The 16010-nt window shown below is 36.8% G+C and carries 20 protein-coding genes, 1 pseudogene and 1 other annotated feature; of the genes and pseudogenes, 11 read left to right on the plus strand and 10 right to left on the minus strand.

The window, feature by feature from the left end; all coding sequences use genetic code 11:
- Nucleotides 1–11 precede the first annotated feature (11 nt).
- Complete coding sequence (gene rpsD, locus KPL75_RS09900) at nt 12–614, plus strand: 30S ribosomal protein S4 (RefSeq protein ID WP_097833087.1); 603 nt, start codon at nt 12–14, stop codon at nt 612–614.
- A 257-nt stretch (nt 615–871) separates the two neighbouring features.
- Here the strand turns inward: rpsD and KPL75_RS09905 are convergent, their stop codons facing one another.
- On the minus strand, nt 872–1000 hold the full coding sequence (locus KPL75_RS09905; RefSeq protein ID WP_000050938.1) for a hypothetical protein: 129 nt from the start codon (nt 998–1000) through the stop codon (nt 872–874).
- 187 nt (nt 1001–1187) lie between these two features.
- Between KPL75_RS09905 and KPL75_RS09910 the strand changes: the two genes are divergently transcribed.
- The gene (locus KPL75_RS09910; protein ID WP_219920531.1) at nt 1188–1490 is read left to right on the plus strand and encodes a YjdJ family protein; all 303 of its coding nucleotides are present in this window, start codon (nt 1188–1190) and stop codon (nt 1488–1490) included.
- 79 nt (nt 1491–1569) lie between these two features.
- Here KPL75_RS09910 and tyrS read toward each other — a convergent pair whose 3' ends face one another.
- From tyrS to acsA, 7 genes are all read right to left on the minus strand, one after another.
- A complete protein-coding gene (gene tyrS, locus KPL75_RS09915; RefSeq protein ID WP_219920532.1) occupies nt 1570–2826 on the minus strand; it encodes a tyrosine--tRNA ligase in 1257 nt (418 codons plus the stop codon).
- Nucleotides 2827–2896: 70 nt separating this feature from the next.
- Nucleotides 2897–3126 (minus strand) — a binding site (T-box leader).
- Nucleotides 3127–3203: 77 nt separating this feature from the next.
- Nucleotides 3204–3449, minus strand: coding sequence for a hypothetical protein (locus tag KPL75_RS09920; RefSeq protein ID WP_219920533.1), 246 nt, complete (start codon nt 3447–3449; stop codon nt 3204–3206).
- Complete coding sequence (locus tag KPL75_RS09925; protein ID WP_219920534.1) at nt 3442–3975, minus strand: RNA polymerase sigma factor; 534 nt, start codon at nt 3973–3975, stop codon at nt 3442–3444. Before KPL75_RS09925 ends, KPL75_RS09920 begins: the two co-directional genes overlap by 8 nt.
- Nucleotides 3956–4411, minus strand: coding sequence for a hypothetical protein (locus KPL75_RS09930; RefSeq protein ID WP_219920535.1), 456 nt, complete (start codon nt 4409–4411; stop codon nt 3956–3958). The genes KPL75_RS09925 and KPL75_RS09930 overlap by 20 nt, the downstream gene beginning before the upstream one ends.
- Nucleotides 4412–4478: 67 nt before the next feature.
- Nucleotides 4479–5000 (minus strand): sugar O-acetyltransferase, encoded by a 522-nt coding sequence (locus tag KPL75_RS09935; RefSeq protein WP_219920536.1) that lies wholly within the window; start codon nt 4998–5000, stop codon nt 4479–4481.
- 146 nt (nt 5001–5146) lie between these two features.
- Complete coding sequence (locus KPL75_RS09940; protein ID WP_219920537.1) at nt 5147–6277, minus strand: RNA-guided endonuclease InsQ/TnpB family protein; 1131 nt, start codon at nt 6275–6277, stop codon at nt 5147–5149.
- Nucleotides 6278–7075: 798 nt separating this feature from the next.
- Nucleotides 7076–8794, minus strand: coding sequence for an acetate--CoA ligase (acsA, locus tag KPL75_RS09945; RefSeq protein WP_219920538.1), 1719 nt, complete (start codon nt 8792–8794; stop codon nt 7076–7078).
- 176 nt (nt 8795–8970) lie between these two features.
- On the opposite strand from acsA, the gene acuA reads away from it, so the two are divergent.
- The 5 genes from acuA to KPL75_RS09970 all read left to right on the plus strand — a co-directional run bounded on the left by acuA (nt 8971) and on the right by KPL75_RS09970 (nt 12914).
- A complete protein-coding gene (gene acuA / locus KPL75_RS09950) occupies nt 8971–9603 on the plus strand; it encodes an acetoin utilization protein acetyltransferase AcuA (protein WP_219920539.1) in 633 nt (210 codons plus the stop codon).
- 17 nt (nt 9604–9620) lie between these two features.
- A complete protein-coding gene (locus KPL75_RS09955) occupies nt 9621–10265 on the plus strand; it encodes an acetoin utilization AcuB family protein (protein ID WP_219920540.1) in 645 nt (214 codons plus the stop codon).
- Entirely contained in the window at nt 10262–11428 is a 1167-nt protein-coding gene (gene acuC / locus KPL75_RS09960) for an acetoin utilization protein AcuC (protein ID WP_219921091.1), read from the plus strand. Before KPL75_RS09955 ends, acuC begins: the two co-directional genes overlap by 4 nt.
- 122 nt (nt 11429–11550) lie before the next feature.
- Nucleotides 11551–12405, plus strand: a complete 855-nt coding sequence (locus KPL75_RS09965; protein ID WP_219921092.1) for an alpha/beta fold hydrolase — start codon at nt 11551–11553, stop codon at nt 12403–12405.
- Nucleotides 12406–12494: 89 nt separating this feature from the next.
- On the plus strand, nt 12495–12914 hold the full coding sequence (locus KPL75_RS09970; protein ID WP_219920541.1) for a VOC family protein: 420 nt from the start codon (nt 12495–12497) through the stop codon (nt 12912–12914).
- 115 nt (nt 12915–13029) lie between these two features.
- Here KPL75_RS09970 and KPL75_RS09975 read toward each other — a convergent pair whose 3' ends face one another.
- Nucleotides 13030–13317 (minus strand): hypothetical protein, encoded by a 288-nt coding sequence (locus KPL75_RS09975; protein ID WP_219920542.1) that lies wholly within the window; start codon nt 13315–13317, stop codon nt 13030–13032.
- A 276-nt stretch (nt 13318–13593) separates the two neighbouring features.
- Here KPL75_RS09975 and KPL75_RS09980 point away from each other — a divergent pair, with 276 nt between their 5' ends.
- Nucleotides 13594–14520, plus strand: a complete 927-nt coding sequence (locus tag KPL75_RS09980) for a Gfo/Idh/MocA family protein (protein WP_219920543.1) — start codon at nt 13594–13596, stop codon at nt 14518–14520.
- 128 nt (nt 14521–14648) lie between these two features.
- Nucleotides 14649–15050, plus strand: a complete 402-nt coding sequence (gene mscL, locus KPL75_RS09985) for a large-conductance mechanosensitive channel protein MscL (RefSeq protein ID WP_144504702.1) — start codon at nt 14649–14651, stop codon at nt 15048–15050.
- Nucleotides 15051–15100: 50 nt separating this feature from the next.
- Here mscL and KPL75_RS09990 read toward each other — a convergent pair whose 3' ends face one another.
- Nucleotides 15101–15373, minus strand: a complete 273-nt coding sequence (locus tag KPL75_RS09990) for a DUF3917 domain-containing protein (protein ID WP_002112306.1) — start codon at nt 15371–15373, stop codon at nt 15101–15103.
- 111 nt (nt 15374–15484) lie between these two features.
- On the opposite strand from KPL75_RS09990, the pseudogene KPL75_RS09995 reads away from it, so the two are divergent.
- Together KPL75_RS09995 and KPL75_RS10000 are read left to right on the plus strand one after the other, a co-directional pair.
- Nucleotides 15485–15598: pseudogene (locus KPL75_RS09995) on the plus strand (DUF3949 domain-containing protein); the annotation flags it as partial.
- A 15-nt stretch (nt 15599–15613) separates the two neighbouring features.
- Nucleotides 15614–15976 carry a DUF4288 domain-containing protein gene (locus tag KPL75_RS10000; protein WP_219920545.1) on the plus strand — a complete coding sequence of 121 codons (363 nt, stop codon included), beginning with the start codon at nt 15614–15616 and terminating at the stop codon, nt 15974–15976.
- Nucleotides 15977–16010: the final 34 nt, after the last annotated feature.

Raw genomic sequence — 16010 nt, forward strand, 5'->3', positions numbered from 1 at the left:
AGGAGTCAACTATGGCTCGTTATACAGGTCCAGCATGGAAACTGTCTCGTCGTCTTGGAATCTCTCTAAGCGGCACAGGAAAAGAATTAGAAAAACGCCCTTACGCACCAGGTCCTCACGGTCCTAACCAACGTAAGAAACTTTCAGAATACGGTTTACAATTACAAGAGAAACAAAAACTTCGTCACATGTACGGCATGACTGAGCGTCAATTCCGTCGCACATTTGACCAAGCAGGTAAAATGCCTGGTAAGCACGGCGAAAACTTCATGATCCTTCTTGAAGCTCGTCTTGACAACCTAGTTTACCGCATGGGCTTAGCTCGCACTCGTCGCGCAGCTCGCCAATTAGTAAACCACGGTCACATCATGGTTGATGGAGCTCGCGTAGACATCCCATCTTACCGTGTAAAACCTAACCAAACTATCAGCGTTCGCGAAAAATCTAACAGCCTTGTTGTTGTTAAAGAAGCGATCGAAGTTAACAACTTCGTACCAGAATACTTAACTTTCGATGCTGATAAGTTAGAAGCTACTTACACTCGTCACGCTGAGCGTTCTGAGTTAGCAGCTGAAATCAACGAAGCATTAATCGTAGAGTTCTACTCTCGTTAATGACAAAAAGCCAATCCTCTGGATTGGCTTTTTTCAATTCCCACCATTATTTTTTATATCCCAAGTAATATAAAAATTCCAATACTCCACACCCTCACCTAAAATAAATATTTTTTATTTAATCAAATTCAAACAAAAAGAATAACCTTCTTATTTTCATACAGAACTTCTGTTATATTATGAATTCGGAAAATTTTACAACGATAGAAAAAGCCAATCCCCTGGATTGGCTTTTTACATTTATATTTAAAATAAAATTATTTATTTTCCTCTTTTTGAACATATACATAAGCATCTTTCTGCTCTTTATGTACATCAACCTTCGAATGCTCTGCAAGCTGACCTGCATTTAGCAAAGAAAAAATAATGAGCGCTTCTAGTGACATTTTGTTTTACCACTCCTTTCTATTTGTTATACGTTTATCATACCGCTTACATGTGATTTCCGTATGAACTCGAAAAGGAGATTAAAACAAAAAAGTTACAGAACTGCTAACTGTATTTTATTGCTGAAATGGTTTATTAAAGTAAATTCTTACGATATAATACCAGAAAATGGAGGTGCGATTCATTTTGACAATAAACCAAATGGTTCAGTTAGGTAGTGCATTTATGTTATTTATTACTTCCGCGCTTATGAGTTGGTATCAAGGGAGTAATTTAATAGATAGCCCTGATGAATGGAAATATAGCGCGAAGTTTACGAATTATTTTAAAGGGCCCGTTTCACATTATGACGATATTTATCAAATTGATTTCTTTATATATGCGGCAAAATTTTATCCCGTAGCATTTGTCGTTATGCTAATTAGCTTACTTTATATGCTAATATTAATTCTTCATATTCTATTTAAAAGAAATCATGAGGCAATCTAAATTCATACATAAAAAACCCCGAATCATAGACTTTTCAGCCTACAATTCGGGGTACTATTTGTTTTACATTCGTTTCTGATTAGTAGCGAATTAAGAAATATTTCTTTTTACCGCGGCGAATGATTGTAAATTTACCTTCGATGCGGTCGTTTTCTGTTACAACGTAGTCTAACGCTTGTGTACGCTCACCGTTTACGTAGATTGCACCGTTTGTTACATCTTCACGTGCTTGACGTTTTGATGGAGAGATTTTGCTTTCTACAAGTAAGTCGATTAATACTGTATCTTCTGCAGTACGTTCTACAGATGGTACGTCTTTGAATCCTTGCTCGATTTCGCTTGCAGTAAGTTCTGCTACAGAACCACTGAATAATGCAGCTGAAATTTTAATTGCTTGCTCTAACGCTTCTTCGCCGTGAACAAGTTTTGTCATTTCAGATCCTAATGCTTTTTGTGCTGCACGTTTTTCTGGTGCTTCCGTTACTTGCTTCTCAAGCTCAAGAATTTCTTCATGAGATAAGAATGTGAAGTATTTTAAGTATTTAACTACATCGCGGTCATCTGTATTGATCCAGAATTGGTAGAACTCATAAGGAGTTGTTTTCTCTGGGTCTAACCAAATTGCGCCGCCTTCTGTTTTACCAAACTTCGTACCGTCAGATTTTGTAACAAGCGGAATTGTTAAACCGAATGCTTTCGCATCTTCTTCTGATTTACGGATTAATTCAAGACCAGCTGTAATGTTACCCCATTGGTCACTACCACCGATTTGAAGACGACAATTATGTTGTTGGTATAAGTTCAAGAAGTCGTATGATTGTAAAATCATGTAACTGAACTCAGTAAATGAAATTCCAGTTTCTAAACGAGATGCTACTGTATCTTTTGCTAACATATAGTTTAAACCGAAGTTTTTACCGATATCGCGTAAGAATGAAATTACATCTAAGTTACCAAGCCAATCATAGTTATTAGCCATTGTTGCTGGGTTTTCCACGTTTTCAAACTCTAAGAAGTTTGAAAGTTGGTTTTTAATGCTTTCTGTGTAGTAAGCAACTGTATCTTTCGTATTTAATGTACGCTCTGCTTTTTTACCACTTGGATCACCGATCATACCAGTACCACCGCCAACAAGTGCGATTGGTTGGTGACCAGCTAATTGGAAACGACGTAACATTAATACTGGTAACATATGACCGATGTGTAAGCTATCTGCTGTCGGATCAAAACCACAATATAATTTAACGCTTTCTTTTTCTAATAATTGCTCTAATCCCTCAGCATCTGTTTGCTGATTAATTAGACCGCGAAATTCAAGATCTTGTAAAATACCCATATCCTACATACTCTCCTTTAAGTTCATTACTGGCGTGAAGGTTGAAAACATAAAAAAATCGCCCCTTGAAATAAGGGACGATTTTGATTATCGCGTTACCACCCTAGTTGCAGGCAAAAAAAAGCCTACCACCTTATTTACATAACGGCTTAGCACCGTCTTTTCCCTTTTGAATACAATTCAATCGAAAAAAGATGCTCTAGGGGCGTAATTCGCGATCATCTATGTGCTGATTTTCACCGGCCATCAGCTCTCTAAAACAGGGAAATGATCACTACTTCTCCCTTTCCACGCTCAATTATTCATATACTTTTCTTTATACCATCATTTATATAGGCGTGTCAAATAAGGGCCGGATTTCTCTCCTTGCCAATCCTTTACAACGTCGCAAAGAGTATCGTAATAAGAGAAAGAATTGGAACACCGACTAATAGTGAAATATGAAAAACAATAGATAAATCATTTCCAATCGTCGCTTCCACAGGATCTTTCGCTGGAGAACCAAGAAATCCGATTAATCGATCGAAGCGACTTACCGTTTTTGGAAAATCCGGTATTTCTACATGGTCACTATCTAAATGCTGCTGTAATTTATATTCATTCTTAAAGGGATTTTCACTCAATTTCGTCCACCTCCAGCAATTGCTTTAATTTCTTTATCCCATTATGGAGTCTCGACTTCACTGTTCCAACAGGAATATCTAGTACATCTGCAATCTCTTTTTGCTGCATATCATGATAATAAGAAAGAATGAGAACAGCTCTTTGCTCTTCAGGAACTTTCAAAATTGCTTCTCTTACTGTAAGACGGTCTTCATGGGAAAACTCCTTTTCCTGAATCGGCACTAAAAACGGTAAAAGAGAACGCCATTTCTTTCTTCTATTCAATTTATTTATCATAAGACGATAACCAATTTGAAATAAATACGTTTTTATTTTTCCTTTTTCGGTTTCATACATATGTTTCTTGCGCTCTAACGTCAAAAACGTATCTTGCACAAGGTCGCTACTTAATTGTTCATCTCGGTTAAATCGATATAAAAATGTGTATAGCGCTGGTTTAATTAAAACATATAGTTTTTCCCCAGCCTGCTTATCTCCCTTTTGGTACGCAAGCATGAGGTCTTCCTCAATCCCAATCTGCGCCATGATTTTTGATCTCCTTTATTCCTTTTAACGTTAACGAAATGCGGGAAATTAAATATACACTTGCGACAATAATCCACGCTTGTGATTGAAGCGTAAAAAATTGAACATATGAGTTTTGTATTGTATGACCACTTAACACTAAAATATTTAATGCTTGCACGCATATGCATGCATACACTGCAAGACAAGCCGAAATCGTATCAAATACATTCCAGCGAAAATACACTTTTGTTTTTGTAAAATCAATTTTATATCCTTTTTTTCGTACTATATGTTTTCTATCAAACGGAATAATGATTGAAAACATAACAATCATTATGACTCCAACTGTAATCATTGAAACTTTAAATCCAATTGGTATTGGCAAAAATAATCCACCAGAAAATACAACTATAATTCCAACTAAAGCAAAAGTAAGCATCAATTTATTAGACATATAAAAAGCCTCCCTCATCTATTCTTTCATAAATGTATACAGACGAGGAAGGCACTTCGTTCAAATATTATTTTATTTTTTTTATGATTCTCGCAGGATTCCCGCCAACTACTACATGATCCGGCACATCTTTCGTTACAACGGCGCCAGATGCGATAACCGCATTGTCTCCAATTGTTACGCCTGGATTAATAATCGCTCTTCCGCCAACCCATACGTTATCGCCAATTGTAACGGGTTTTCCGTATTCAGATCCACTTATGCGTTCTACTGGATCAAGCGGGTGCGTTGCCGTATAAATATGAACTCCTGGAGCTAACATACAGTTTACTCCGATTGTAACTGGGCATACGTCTAAAATGGTGCAGTCAAAGTTCGCATAAAAATTTTCACCGACATGAATGTTATAGCCATAATCGCATCTAAAAGAAGATTCAAGATGAATGTTATCTCCAGTCGTTCCGAATAATTCTTTTATGATTTCGCTACGCTCTTTTAATTGTACTTCTGGCGTATCATTGAATTTTCTCGTTAATATACGAGCCTGCTCCCTCTCTTGAACTAAAACTGGATCAGCCGGTATGTACATTTCCCGATACGATAAACTTAACTAAATCTATACAATTCAATCAAATTTATACAAGTTAGTGCTTCAAAGTGTTCTCGCAACCCCGAAGGGACGAGGGGTATAACACTCCACACGAGGCAGTATCGTTACCTCCTATTATCAAGCATTTATTTTACCCATCTTGATAAATTTATCGAAGCATTTACATCCCTATCGTGATGGCTATTGCATGAAACACAACGCCACTCACGTATTTTTAAACTCCACTGTCCTTCTAGTTGAACTGAATGGTCGTATTTTACTCCGCAACATGAGCAAATCTTGCTTGAGGCGAACCATTTATCAGCTTTTACATACTCAATGCCATACTTCTCGCACTTGTATGATAAACATTGAAAGAAGAAGTTTAATTTTTGAAATGAAAATGCTTTCGATAGTTTTTTGTTTTTTAACAGGTTTGAGATAGATAAGTCTTCCACAACAATCCTCATTGGTTTGGTTTTCACCAATTTAGCTGTTGCTTGATGGATATGGTTATTTCGGATATTCGTAATTTTCCTAGACAACCGAAGGTGTTCGTTTTTTGCTTTTTCATATCCTGCGGATTGAACTTTTACACCTTTTGTAAATCTCCTAGACATATCTCTTTGCGCTGACTTTTTCCTTTTCAAAAGTTTTTTAACCTTGGCATCTTTGTTTATATTTCGTTCTTTCGTACCATTAGAAGCTACAAACAGCTCTTTTAAACCAACATCCACACCAATCGACTCATTGGTTAGTTCTTGTGCTTCAAAGGATTCTTCGAACCCTACACAAATCCACCAGTGACGACCATCAAAGGTAACTCTTGGATTTGATGTTTTTTTGTTTCTTGGTAGTTGTTGGCTTGTTTTCACTTCTCCAATGGACTGAATATGAACCACTTTCTTTCCTATAATCAGTCTTTCATAATTGGCATAAAATCCTTGGATTAAATCTTTTTTGGATTTATAAGAAGTGCGATAACCATTTTTGTACTTTTCGAACGAATTTTTCCTCGCCTTGTCAAAATCTTTTGAAGCCTGTTTGGGAACTTGTGCATTGATGTCTTTTAACCACTCATATCTCTTTCGCTTCTTGATCTTTGTAAATCGTTTCTGTAAAGCTAACTGTGAAACAGATTTTCCAAATAGCTTATAATATCTATCACTCATTCTTTTACAATAGTTATAAGCAAATCTTGCAGCACCAGCATGGTTTCTAAGCACTTTTTCTTGTTCAGGCGTTGGAATCAGTCTGACTTTCTTCGCCAATATCATCAGAATTTAACTCCTTTACTGTGCGATTATTCGGGCACTCACCTTTCAGATAATGAAAGATTGATTCTTCTGAATAGTAGCGTGTTCCACCAGCATTCTCCTGAGACTACTAGGATACAAACCTGTTAATTTCGATACTTGACTAACTCGTGAAAATTTCATTATTATTCTCACCTCATTGAATCCACCATAGCACATACGTTCGTCATATTCAATGAAGTTTGATAGATTCAATAAAATTTATCTCGTTCAACTAAGGGCGCAATTCCTTAGCCAGTTCTCTTATGAACTTCTCATGTTTTCACATGAGCGCAGACTATATGTTTATCTCTTTAGAGATAGAGGATTTTTCCATCACCATAGGCTTGTGATGTACTCTCGTCAGTTATACGAGATAGTCGTTGAACGTTCATCTTATCCATTTTGACTTAGACGATTCGATGCGGAAGACCCATTATTCTAGTGTTTAGGATTTAACCGTGCACGATCTGATTGATTTTTTCTGCTTTCGCAACATTCACGCTCACTATTTCTAGCCACGTTGTAGTTCAATCAGCTTTAGGGATTGCCCGCAGTTAACCCTCACTACTAGCCAATCACTTGACTAGCAGGGCTTACTGATATATTTAATTAACTTTAGTTATAATTGGTTAAATAAATCGTAACAGTTAGTTACCCTTGTATCATCTTGTCTTTTTCTGTTTTCATTTCCTTCTCCCCTTCCAACACGTATATATAAGTTTATGATACCATAAAAAAAGAAAGGTCTGAACGTCATTTCGTTCAGACCTTTCTCTCTTAATCTTCCATCGTCGACAAATCGCCTGTTGGTAAGTTTAATTCCCACGCTTTTAATACGCGGCGCATAATTTTACCACTTCTCGTTTTCGGTAATTTATCTCTAAATTCGATTTGTCTTGGCGCTGCATGAGCTGCTAGGCCTTTCTTTACAAATTGACGAATTTCTTCTTTTAATTCATCAGACGGTTCGTATCCCACGCGAAGCGCGATAAATGCTTTAATGATTTCCCCGCGTACTGGATCAGGAATACCAATTACACCAGCTTCTGCTACAGCAGCATGCTCGATTAATTTACTTTCTACTTCAAACGGTCCAACGCGCTCACCTGACGTCATAATTACATCGTCAATACGTCCTTGGAACCAGAAGTATCCATCTTCATCCATATAAGCTGAATCACCTGATACGTACCAGTCTCCTGGCATAAAGTAAGACTCATATTTTTGCTGGTTATTCCAGATTCCACGCATCATAGCTGGCCAACCTTTACCAATTGCTAAGTTCCCCATTGTGTATGGAGGCACTTCATTTCCTTCATTATCAACAATCGCTGCTTTCACACCTGGAATTGGTTTACCCATTGAACCTGGACGGATTTCCATACAAGGATAGTTACAAATAACTTGTCCACCTGTTTCTGTCATCCACCACGTATCATGAATACGAAGACCAAATGCATTCATACCCCAGCGAATTACTTCTGGATTTAATGGCTCACCTACGCTTAATACGTGGCGTACTTGTGATAAATCGTATTTTTTAATTGCATCTTGTCCAGCTCCCATTAACATACGGAAAGCTGTCGGTGCGCTATACCAAACTGTCACACCGTAATCTTGTAACGCTTCGTACCACGCTTCTGGACTAAATCTCCCGCCTAAAATAACATTTGATGCTCCGACTAACCACGGTGCAAAAATACCGTAAGCAGTTCCAGTTACCCAGCCTGGGTCAGCTGTACACCAATATACATCATCTTCTTTTAAATCTAATACCCATTTCGCTGTTTGATAGTGCTGAACCATTGCGTTTTGCGCATGAAGGACGCCTTTTGGCTTACCAGTAGAACCAGACGTGTAATGAAGAATTAAACCATCTTCGCGGCCTAACCATTCGATATGTAATTCTTTTGAAGCTTGTTCAAATAAAGGATTGAACGCTACAGTTTTACCACCTTCTTCTACATTGTCTCCAACAAGAAAGACTGTTTTTAAAGCAGGTAAATCATTTAATGGTATGCGCTCTAACAATTCAGGCGTTGTAATTAACACCTTTGCTTCGCTATCTTCTAGACGATCGCGAACTGCACCTTCCATAAATGCTTCAAATAGCGGTCCAACAATTGCTCCTAATTTCACTGCACCAAGAAGTGCAAAATATAATTCTGGAGAACGTGGCATAAAAATAAAAACGCGATCGCCTTTCTCAACATCGCCATAGTTTTTCAGGACATTTCCTGCTTTATTAGAAAAATCCTTCATTTCCTTAAACGTATATTTCTCTTTTCGCGATCCATCTTGATAATAAAGGGCTACTTTATTCTTTCGATCGGATTTCGCATGCTTATCAATTGCCTCATACGCCATATTCACTCGGCCTGTTTCATTCCAAGTAAAATTTTTATTAACCTCTTCCCAGTTAAAATTCGCGTATGCCTCTTCATAATTCGGCAAATTATTTTCCCCTTTAATGACAGGAAGCGTTTCTACTTTCATACTTTACATCCCCCTCCTATGTATTCTATTATCTATTATAATGATATTATTTAAAATTTTCAGTATATTTGTTGATTTTTAGACAAATTTTTAATGACAAAATTCGATTCACATCGCATATATTATAAAGTACGATATTAATAGATTCACAAACCCTCAAGGTGGTGAGCAATACATTGATTCATAAAAAAATATATAATGCTAGAAATTTAAAAACAGCGAAAGGCACTTTAATTATTGAAGGTCCTGTCTCTACACATAATCTTGAAATGTATGAATTTCATCCAGACTTAATTGCGTTTCGTCCTGCCGAGCAGCAATATAAAGCAATTGTCGAAATTTCTAAATTACCAGAAGCTCGTCTCATTATTGCTAGACATGACCAAACGATCATTGGATATGTTACATACTTGTATCCTGATCCGCTCGAGCGATGGTCAGAAGGAAAAATGGAAGACTTAATTGAGCTCGGGGCGATTGAAGTTGTCCCAGCCTTTCGTGGTTGCTCTGTCGGAAAAAACTTATTAGAAGTTTCAATGATGGACGATCATATGGAAGATTACATTATATTAACGACTGAATATTATTGGCACTGGGATTTAAAACAAACAGGCTTAAACGTTTGGGAATACCGAAAAGTAATGGAAAAAATGATGAATGCTGGTGGTTTACAATGGATGGCTACAGATGATCCTGAAATTTGTTCACACCCTGCTAACTGTTTAATGGTCCGCATCGGTAAACGCGTTGATACGGATTCTATTCAAGCATTTGATCGTCTACGTTTTCACAATCGTTTTATGTATTAATAAAGGGGGCAACTGGAATGATTGTAGAAGAAATTATGAATCAAAATGTAGTAACACTACATCCAAACGATACAATCGAAACAGCAATCCGAACGATACGTACGAAAGGCATTCGGCACATTCCAATTGTCGATCAAAATAATCATGTCGTAGGCATTATTTCTGATCGGGATGTAAGAGATGCAAGTCCGTCTATTTTAGATGAACAAGTTTCACTCGATATGCTGAAGCAACCGCTTGAACTCATAATGAAACACCCTGTGATGACTTGTCATCCTCTCGATTTCGTTGAGGAAATTGCTACTTTATTTTTTGAAAATAAAATTGGCTGTCTTCCTGTTACAAAGGCCGGGAAGTTAGTTGGAATCATTTCTGAATCTACGGTCTTGCACACATTAGTGAAATTAACAGGAGCACATCAGCCTAGTTCGCAAATCGAAATTCAAGTGGAAAATGAACCTGGTATTCTTGGAAAAGTCGTTGCTATTTTTAGTGATTTACAAATAAATATCGTGAGCGTTCTCGTCTATCCAGCAAAAGATGAGAATGATAAAGTACTCGTTTTCCGCATTCAAACGATGAATCCGCTAAAAGTGATTGATGCACTTGAAGCAGAAGGCTACCGCGTATTATGGCCGAACATAATGGGGATGCAAGCATGAGTAGCGCCTTCATTTATTCGGATGACTTTCGGGGCTATTCATTTAGCCCTGATCATCCTTTTAACCAACTGCGCGTCACACTCACGTATGATTTATTACAAAAGAGCGGTTTTATCTCTCCCTCTCAAGTCATCGCGCCACGGATGGCTACAGATGAAGAGATTGCCTACGTTCATACAGAGGAATACATAAATGCGGTAAAACGTGCTGGAGAAGGTAAGTTAGAAAAATCAATTGCGATGACATATGGACTCGGAACAGAAGATACACCGATGTTTCCAAATATGCACGAAGCAAGTGCATTACTCGTTGGCGGTACGTTAACAGCTGTAGATGCTGTTCTTTCCGGGAAAGTAAAGCACGCCCTCAATTTAGGCGGCGGCTTACATCATGGCTTTCGCGGTAAAGCATCTGGCTTTTGTATTTATAACGATAGCTCTATCGCAATGAAATATATTCAGAAGAAATATGGTTTACGTGTTTTATATATTGATACAGATGCTCATCACGGTGACGGGGTACAATGGTCTTTTTACGACGATCCTAACGTGTGCACCATTTCATTACATGAAACTGGACGTTATTTATTCCCTGGAACTGGCGCAGTAAATGAACGTGGACAAGGTAATGGATATAGTTATTCTTTTAACGTTCCACTCGACGCTTTTACAGAAGACGAATCGTTTTTAAATTCATATCGAACAGTTGTAAAAGAAGTGGCAGCATACTTTAAACCGGATATTATTTTAACCCAAAATGGTGCTGATGCACATTATTACGATCCACTTACACACCTTTGCGCAACAATGAACATTTACCGTGAAATACCGAAGCTCGCTCGTGAAATCGCTAATGAATATTGCGAAGGTCGCTGGATTGCTGTCGGCGGTGGTGGCTATGATCACTGGCGCGTCGTACCAAGAGCTTGGGCACTTATTTGGCTCGAAATGAACAACATCCAAAACATCTCAGGTTACCTCCCTCCAGAATGGATTGACGCTTGGAAAGGACAAGCAGAAACAGAACTTCCCCTCACATGGGAAGATCCAGACAACATGTATCAACCTATCCCTAGAAAACCAGAAATCGAAGAAAAAAACACATTAACTGTAGCGAAATCTCTCGAAATTATTCGGAATAATATGACAAAATCTTTGTACTAAGCAGAAAGGAGGCTCATGTTCGAACGGCCTCCTTTTATTTATTGTCGGTTTCTGTCGTTAAGTTAATATATTTTAAAAATCGCTGATATATTTTCATTTACTAATGGACTGGTCTAAATCTTATAAGACAAGGTAGTGATATTATGTGGAAACAACAAATAATTCACACAAAACGTGGCACATTCGAACTCTTTACAAAAGGCGATGGTGAGCCGCTTTGTATTACACATCACTATTCACAATTTAATGAAACTGGTGATTATTTTGCAGATGTTTTCACCTCCACGCATCGTGTATTCCTCATTAATTTACGAGACGCTGGTAACTCTGTAAAGGCCCAGTCAGAAAACGAATTAAATATGCTCGAAACGATTCACGACTTAGAAGCAATAAAAGAAGCTTTACAACTTCCTATATGGCATTTCGCTGGTCATTCAACAGGCGGTATGCTGGGACTTTTATATGCGATTACATATCCAAATTCACTGCAATCATTGGTTGTCGTTGGAGCTGCAGCAAGTAACTATACCGAAACACCATTTTGTATTTATCATCCAGAACATCCACAGTTTCACTATATGCAACAACTCATCGAAAATTTAAAAAGCCCTCACCTTACAAATGAAGAACGAAAGGAACTCTCTACTAAGAGGACAAAATTATCTTTGTATAAACCTGAAAACTACAACTCTTATTTTTTTAAGCCCATCCAAAAAACAATGTCCGTCAGCCGGATGAATGCCTTCTCTCAAGAATATCCGTCATTTGATTTAAGAAAGTGTTTACCTTCTATCAAAACAAAGACGCTCATTATGTGTGGAAGACATGATGTGCAGTGCCCGATTCAATATTCCATTGAGATACATGAGGGTATACGTAATTCTATTTTTGTGCCATTTGAGTATAGTAACCATTATCCTTTTTTAGAAGAAGCCACTCATTTCACTACTACCACTCAACAATCTTTATGGACGTAAAAGAAATTACAAACTCACAAAGGCAATACGTACATAAAGAGAGAACAAGTTAGTTTATGAGTGCTATTTTGCTAAAAGGGGAGAATAGAGTGAAAGAAAAATTATTAAGAGTTGGAACGACTTATATTCCAGCTACCAATGTAGAACTGTCTTCAAACTGGTATGTAAACAAATTGGGAGCAGAGTTGAGCTTTAAAGACGAAGACAAGGCTATTATTAACTTTGCAAACCAAAGCTTTTTTCTGATTAAATCTCAAAATAATCAAAGCTTAAATTTTTTCGATTTTCACGGTGAAGAACGCTTTTCTTTAACATTTGAAGTTAATGGCTTGAATGCACTTGAATCCATTCATAAAGACTTTATGAAAAAAGAAATAATGGTTGGAGAGATTGAAGACAGAGGACATACTGGAAAGAATTTTATTTTTTACGATTTAGATGGGAATAAATTTGATGTTTGGAGTGAATTGAGTCCTATTTTCAAAGAAAAATACTTACTATCACAATAAAATATATCGATCGTTCTAATATGGAATCAACTTTTACAATTGGCGAAAATATTGAATAACATAGATAAAAAGAGACGAGGCTTATTCCATTAAAGCCTCGTTAGTGAGTTGATTTTCAGAAGAAATATTTCATACTATAAACAAAAAAAAGATAAAAGGAACAGAGCACTAAACCTAAATCAATTAATACCGACTTTTTATCTCCCTCTTTTAAACTTATCGTAAAATCAGAAATACTTTTAACCATCCAAAATGCGACCAAAAATAACCAACCGAAATGGTCATTTGTATAATTTTCATCATAAAACATTTGTATTGCACCAATAATTAATAAAATAAGTATGATATTAGTTCCAATCTTTAAAACCTTGTTTGATTTATTATTCTTTAATTCCGCCCCCAAAATCTAGCACTCCCTCTCAAACTATCGTGCGTGTTGACACAGATGTTTTATCCCCTTTTACATTTTAACATAAATTACCTTATATATCCTTTTACTTACAGATTCCGATATACACGACAATAATGATGTTCCCTTCATTGCAACATGCTCATAACTTTAAAGAAATAGAGAAGGGCTTGCTAGAAGGACCTAAGTAAAAAGCTAATTTTTGCCTTCCTCCCCCACCCTATGCTACATTTAACCCGTTACATCAATATTGATAGGGTGGGAATAAACATGAACAAACCTAAAATTGGAATGATTGGTCTTGGAAATATTGCACAAAAAGCCTATCTCCCAACACTTACAAAAGAAACAGATTGGAATTTTGTAGGGGCCTTTACACCTAACCCCGAGAAAAGAAAACAAATTTGCCAACAATATCGTATTCAAGACTTTCATTCTATGGACACACTAGCTTCTGAATGTGATGCAATCTTCGTTCATAGTTCAACTGCTACACATTATGAAATCGTTTCTACACTTCTAAAAAAAGGTATCGACGTTTATGTCGATAAACCGTTAGCAGCTACAGTAGATCAAGCTAAAGAGCTAGTCGAAATGAGCGAAAAGCATAACCGAAAATTAATGGTCGGATTTAACCGTCGATTCGTTCCTATGTACGTCGCTGCCAAAGAACAAGCTCATGATATTTCATGGATTCGAATTGAAAAGCACCGCACAAATAAAGTAGGGCCATATACGTATGACTTTACGATGTTAGATGATTACTTACATATTGTAGATACCGCTCGTTGGTTAGCTAACGATGACCTTAACGTCGTTCATAATATGATGCAAATAAACGAAAAAAATGAACTCCTTTACGGACATCATACGTACACAACTGCAAATGGAATGTTACTCTCTACAGCGATGCACCGTCATGCTGGTACAAACTTAGAACAAGTTGAACTTGTAACGACAGGTAAAATCATTCGCGTAAAAAATATGAACACATTTGAAGTTGAGCAAGAAAACTCCGTTTCACAAAGTGGTTCACCATCATGGGAGACAACGTTAAAGCAGCGCGGATTTGAAGATGCTGTTCATCATTTTATCGAATGTGTACAAGGTGATACAAAGCCTATTGTAGATGGATTAGAAGGATTAAAATCTCAACAAATGCTCCAATCTCTACTACAAGCTGTAAGCAAAAATTAAAACGGATACATTTTTCAGAATTTACTTTCATTCCCATTTCCTCTTTATTTCTATCACAAATTTCTATAGAATATGTTGATAGGAATTATAAATTTCATAATGAATCGTGGAAAGGATGGGATTGACACATGTGGAACGAGTTTAAAAAATTCGCATTCAAAGGGAATGTAATCGATTTAGCTGTCGGGGTTGTAATCGGTGCTGCATTCGGTAAAATCGTTAGTTCTTTAGTAAAAGATATCATCACACCATTACTTGGTATGATACTGGGCGGCGTTAACTTTACAGATTTAAAACTTACATTCGGTAAATCATCTATTATGTATGGTAACTTCATCCAAACTATTTTTGATTTCTTAATTATTGCAGCTGCTATCTTTATGTTTGTTAAAGTTTTCAACAAACTAACATCTAAAAGAGAAGAAGAAGAAAAGAAAGAAGAACTTCCAGAACCAACAAAAGAAGAAGAAATTCTTGGCGAAATTCGCGACTTACTAAAACAACAAAACTCTTCTAAAGATAGAGCATAATTGAACGGATAAAAGGCATGCCCCTCTCGGGACATGCCTTTTTTTATATGCTATAACGTTTCTGAATTCATATGAATAAATGCAATAATACCTGCAACCATAAGTACCATAATGCTACCTGCAAATAGTGTAATACCGATAAACATTAAACTCGTACTTAAATCTATCGAAATACTTTCAGTAAAAATTGAAATTACATACGTGATAAGGGCGATTCCTGCAAGAATACTTCCTGGAACAAATCGCTTTAAGCCATTTTGTTTTAACGTCATATATGCAAAAATAGCAGTCATGCAAAGCGTAATTATCCAAAGAACGATCATCTCTTCTCCCCCCTCACAAGCCTTTTCTTTCTATTATACATGACATTGCCCTATAATAGTTAAATTTGCACTTGTGTGACATATAACAAGGAATAACCCCAACTGTAGCGAATGTCTTATGAAGAATCCCAAATACATTACCATTACCATTATCAAAGCAACGTATTTACAATACCGGCTTCACTTATCGCGAGTATTGTTTATAAAGTAAAACATTCAGCATAAGGAGATTGATCTCATATGTACGCTGTAAAATTATTATTTGAATCTGTTCATTCAGGTGAACCTAATCCTAGTAAAATTGATGAACATTATGAAGAGAATCACGATACACTTTTTGAAGAAAGTATCATTCTCGTTAAGGCGAACACTTTAGAGGAAGCTCACGAGCTAGGTGAAAAGATAGCTCTACAGTCTGAAGATACGTACGATAATATGTACGATATGCAAGTAACATGGACGTTTCGAAAAGTGTTGCATGTTTTCGAACTAGATGACACACCATTTGAAACAGGAAAAGAATTATATGCACGCCTTTTACATGTTAAGAAAACTGAAAGTGTAGATACAGTAGTTAAACACTATTACCCTGAATATGAATAAGAGCTCACAGCTATCGCTGTGAGCTCCCTTATTC

Origin of the sequence: Bacillus sp. NP247 (assembly GCF_018966865.1) — a bacterium.
Lineage (GTDB): Bacteria > Bacillota > Bacilli > Bacillales > Bacillaceae_G > Bacillus_A.

Excerpts from the sequence above, each read along its gene's own strand:
- rpsD (WP_097833087.1), top strand. The coding sequence starts at position 12 with ATGGCTCGTTATACAGGTCCAGCATGGAAACTGTCTCGTCGTCTTGGA.
- KPL75_RS09905 (WP_000050938.1), bottom strand. The coding sequence starts at position 1,000 with ATGTCACTAGAAGCGCTCATTATTTTTTCTTTGCTAAATGCAGGTCAG.
- tyrS (WP_219920532.1), bottom strand. The coding sequence starts at position 2,826 with ATGGGTATTTTACAAGATCTTGAATTTCGCGGTCTAATTAATCAGCAA.
- KPL75_RS09925 (WP_219920534.1), bottom strand. The coding sequence starts at position 3,975 with ATGGCGCAGATTGGGATTGAGGAAGACCTCATGCTTGCGTACCAAAAG.
- KPL75_RS09930 (WP_219920535.1), bottom strand. The coding sequence starts at position 4,411 with ATGTCTAATAAATTGATGCTTACTTTTGCTTTAGTTGGAATTATAGTT.
- KPL75_RS09935 (WP_219920536.1), bottom strand. The coding sequence starts at position 5,000 with ATGTACATACCGGCTGATCCAGTTTTAGTTCAAGAGAGGGAGCAGGCT.
- KPL75_RS09940 (WP_219920537.1), bottom strand. The coding sequence starts at position 6,277 with ATGATATTGGCGAAGAAAGTCAGACTGATTCCAACGCCTGAACAAGAA.
- acsA (WP_219920538.1), bottom strand. The coding sequence starts at position 8,794 with ATGAAAGTAGAAACGCTTCCTGTCATTAAAGGGGAAAATAATTTGCCG.
- KPL75_RS09955 (WP_219920540.1), top strand. The coding sequence starts at position 9,621 with ATGATTGTAGAAGAAATTATGAATCAAAATGTAGTAACACTACATCCA.
- acuC (WP_219921091.1), top strand. The coding sequence starts at position 10,262 with ATGAGTAGCGCCTTCATTTATTCGGATGACTTTCGGGGCTATTCATTT.
- KPL75_RS09980 (WP_219920543.1), top strand. The coding sequence starts at position 13,594 with ATGAACAAACCTAAAATTGGAATGATTGGTCTTGGAAATATTGCACAA.
- mscL (WP_144504702.1), top strand. The coding sequence starts at position 14,649 with ATGTGGAACGAGTTTAAAAAATTCGCATTCAAAGGGAATGTAATCGAT.
- KPL75_RS09990 (WP_002112306.1), bottom strand. The coding sequence starts at position 15,373 with ATGATCGTTCTTTGGATAATTACGCTTTGCATGACTGCTATTTTTGCA.
- KPL75_RS10000 (WP_219920545.1), top strand. The coding sequence starts at position 15,614 with ATGTACGCTGTAAAATTATTATTTGAATCTGTTCATTCAGGTGAACCT.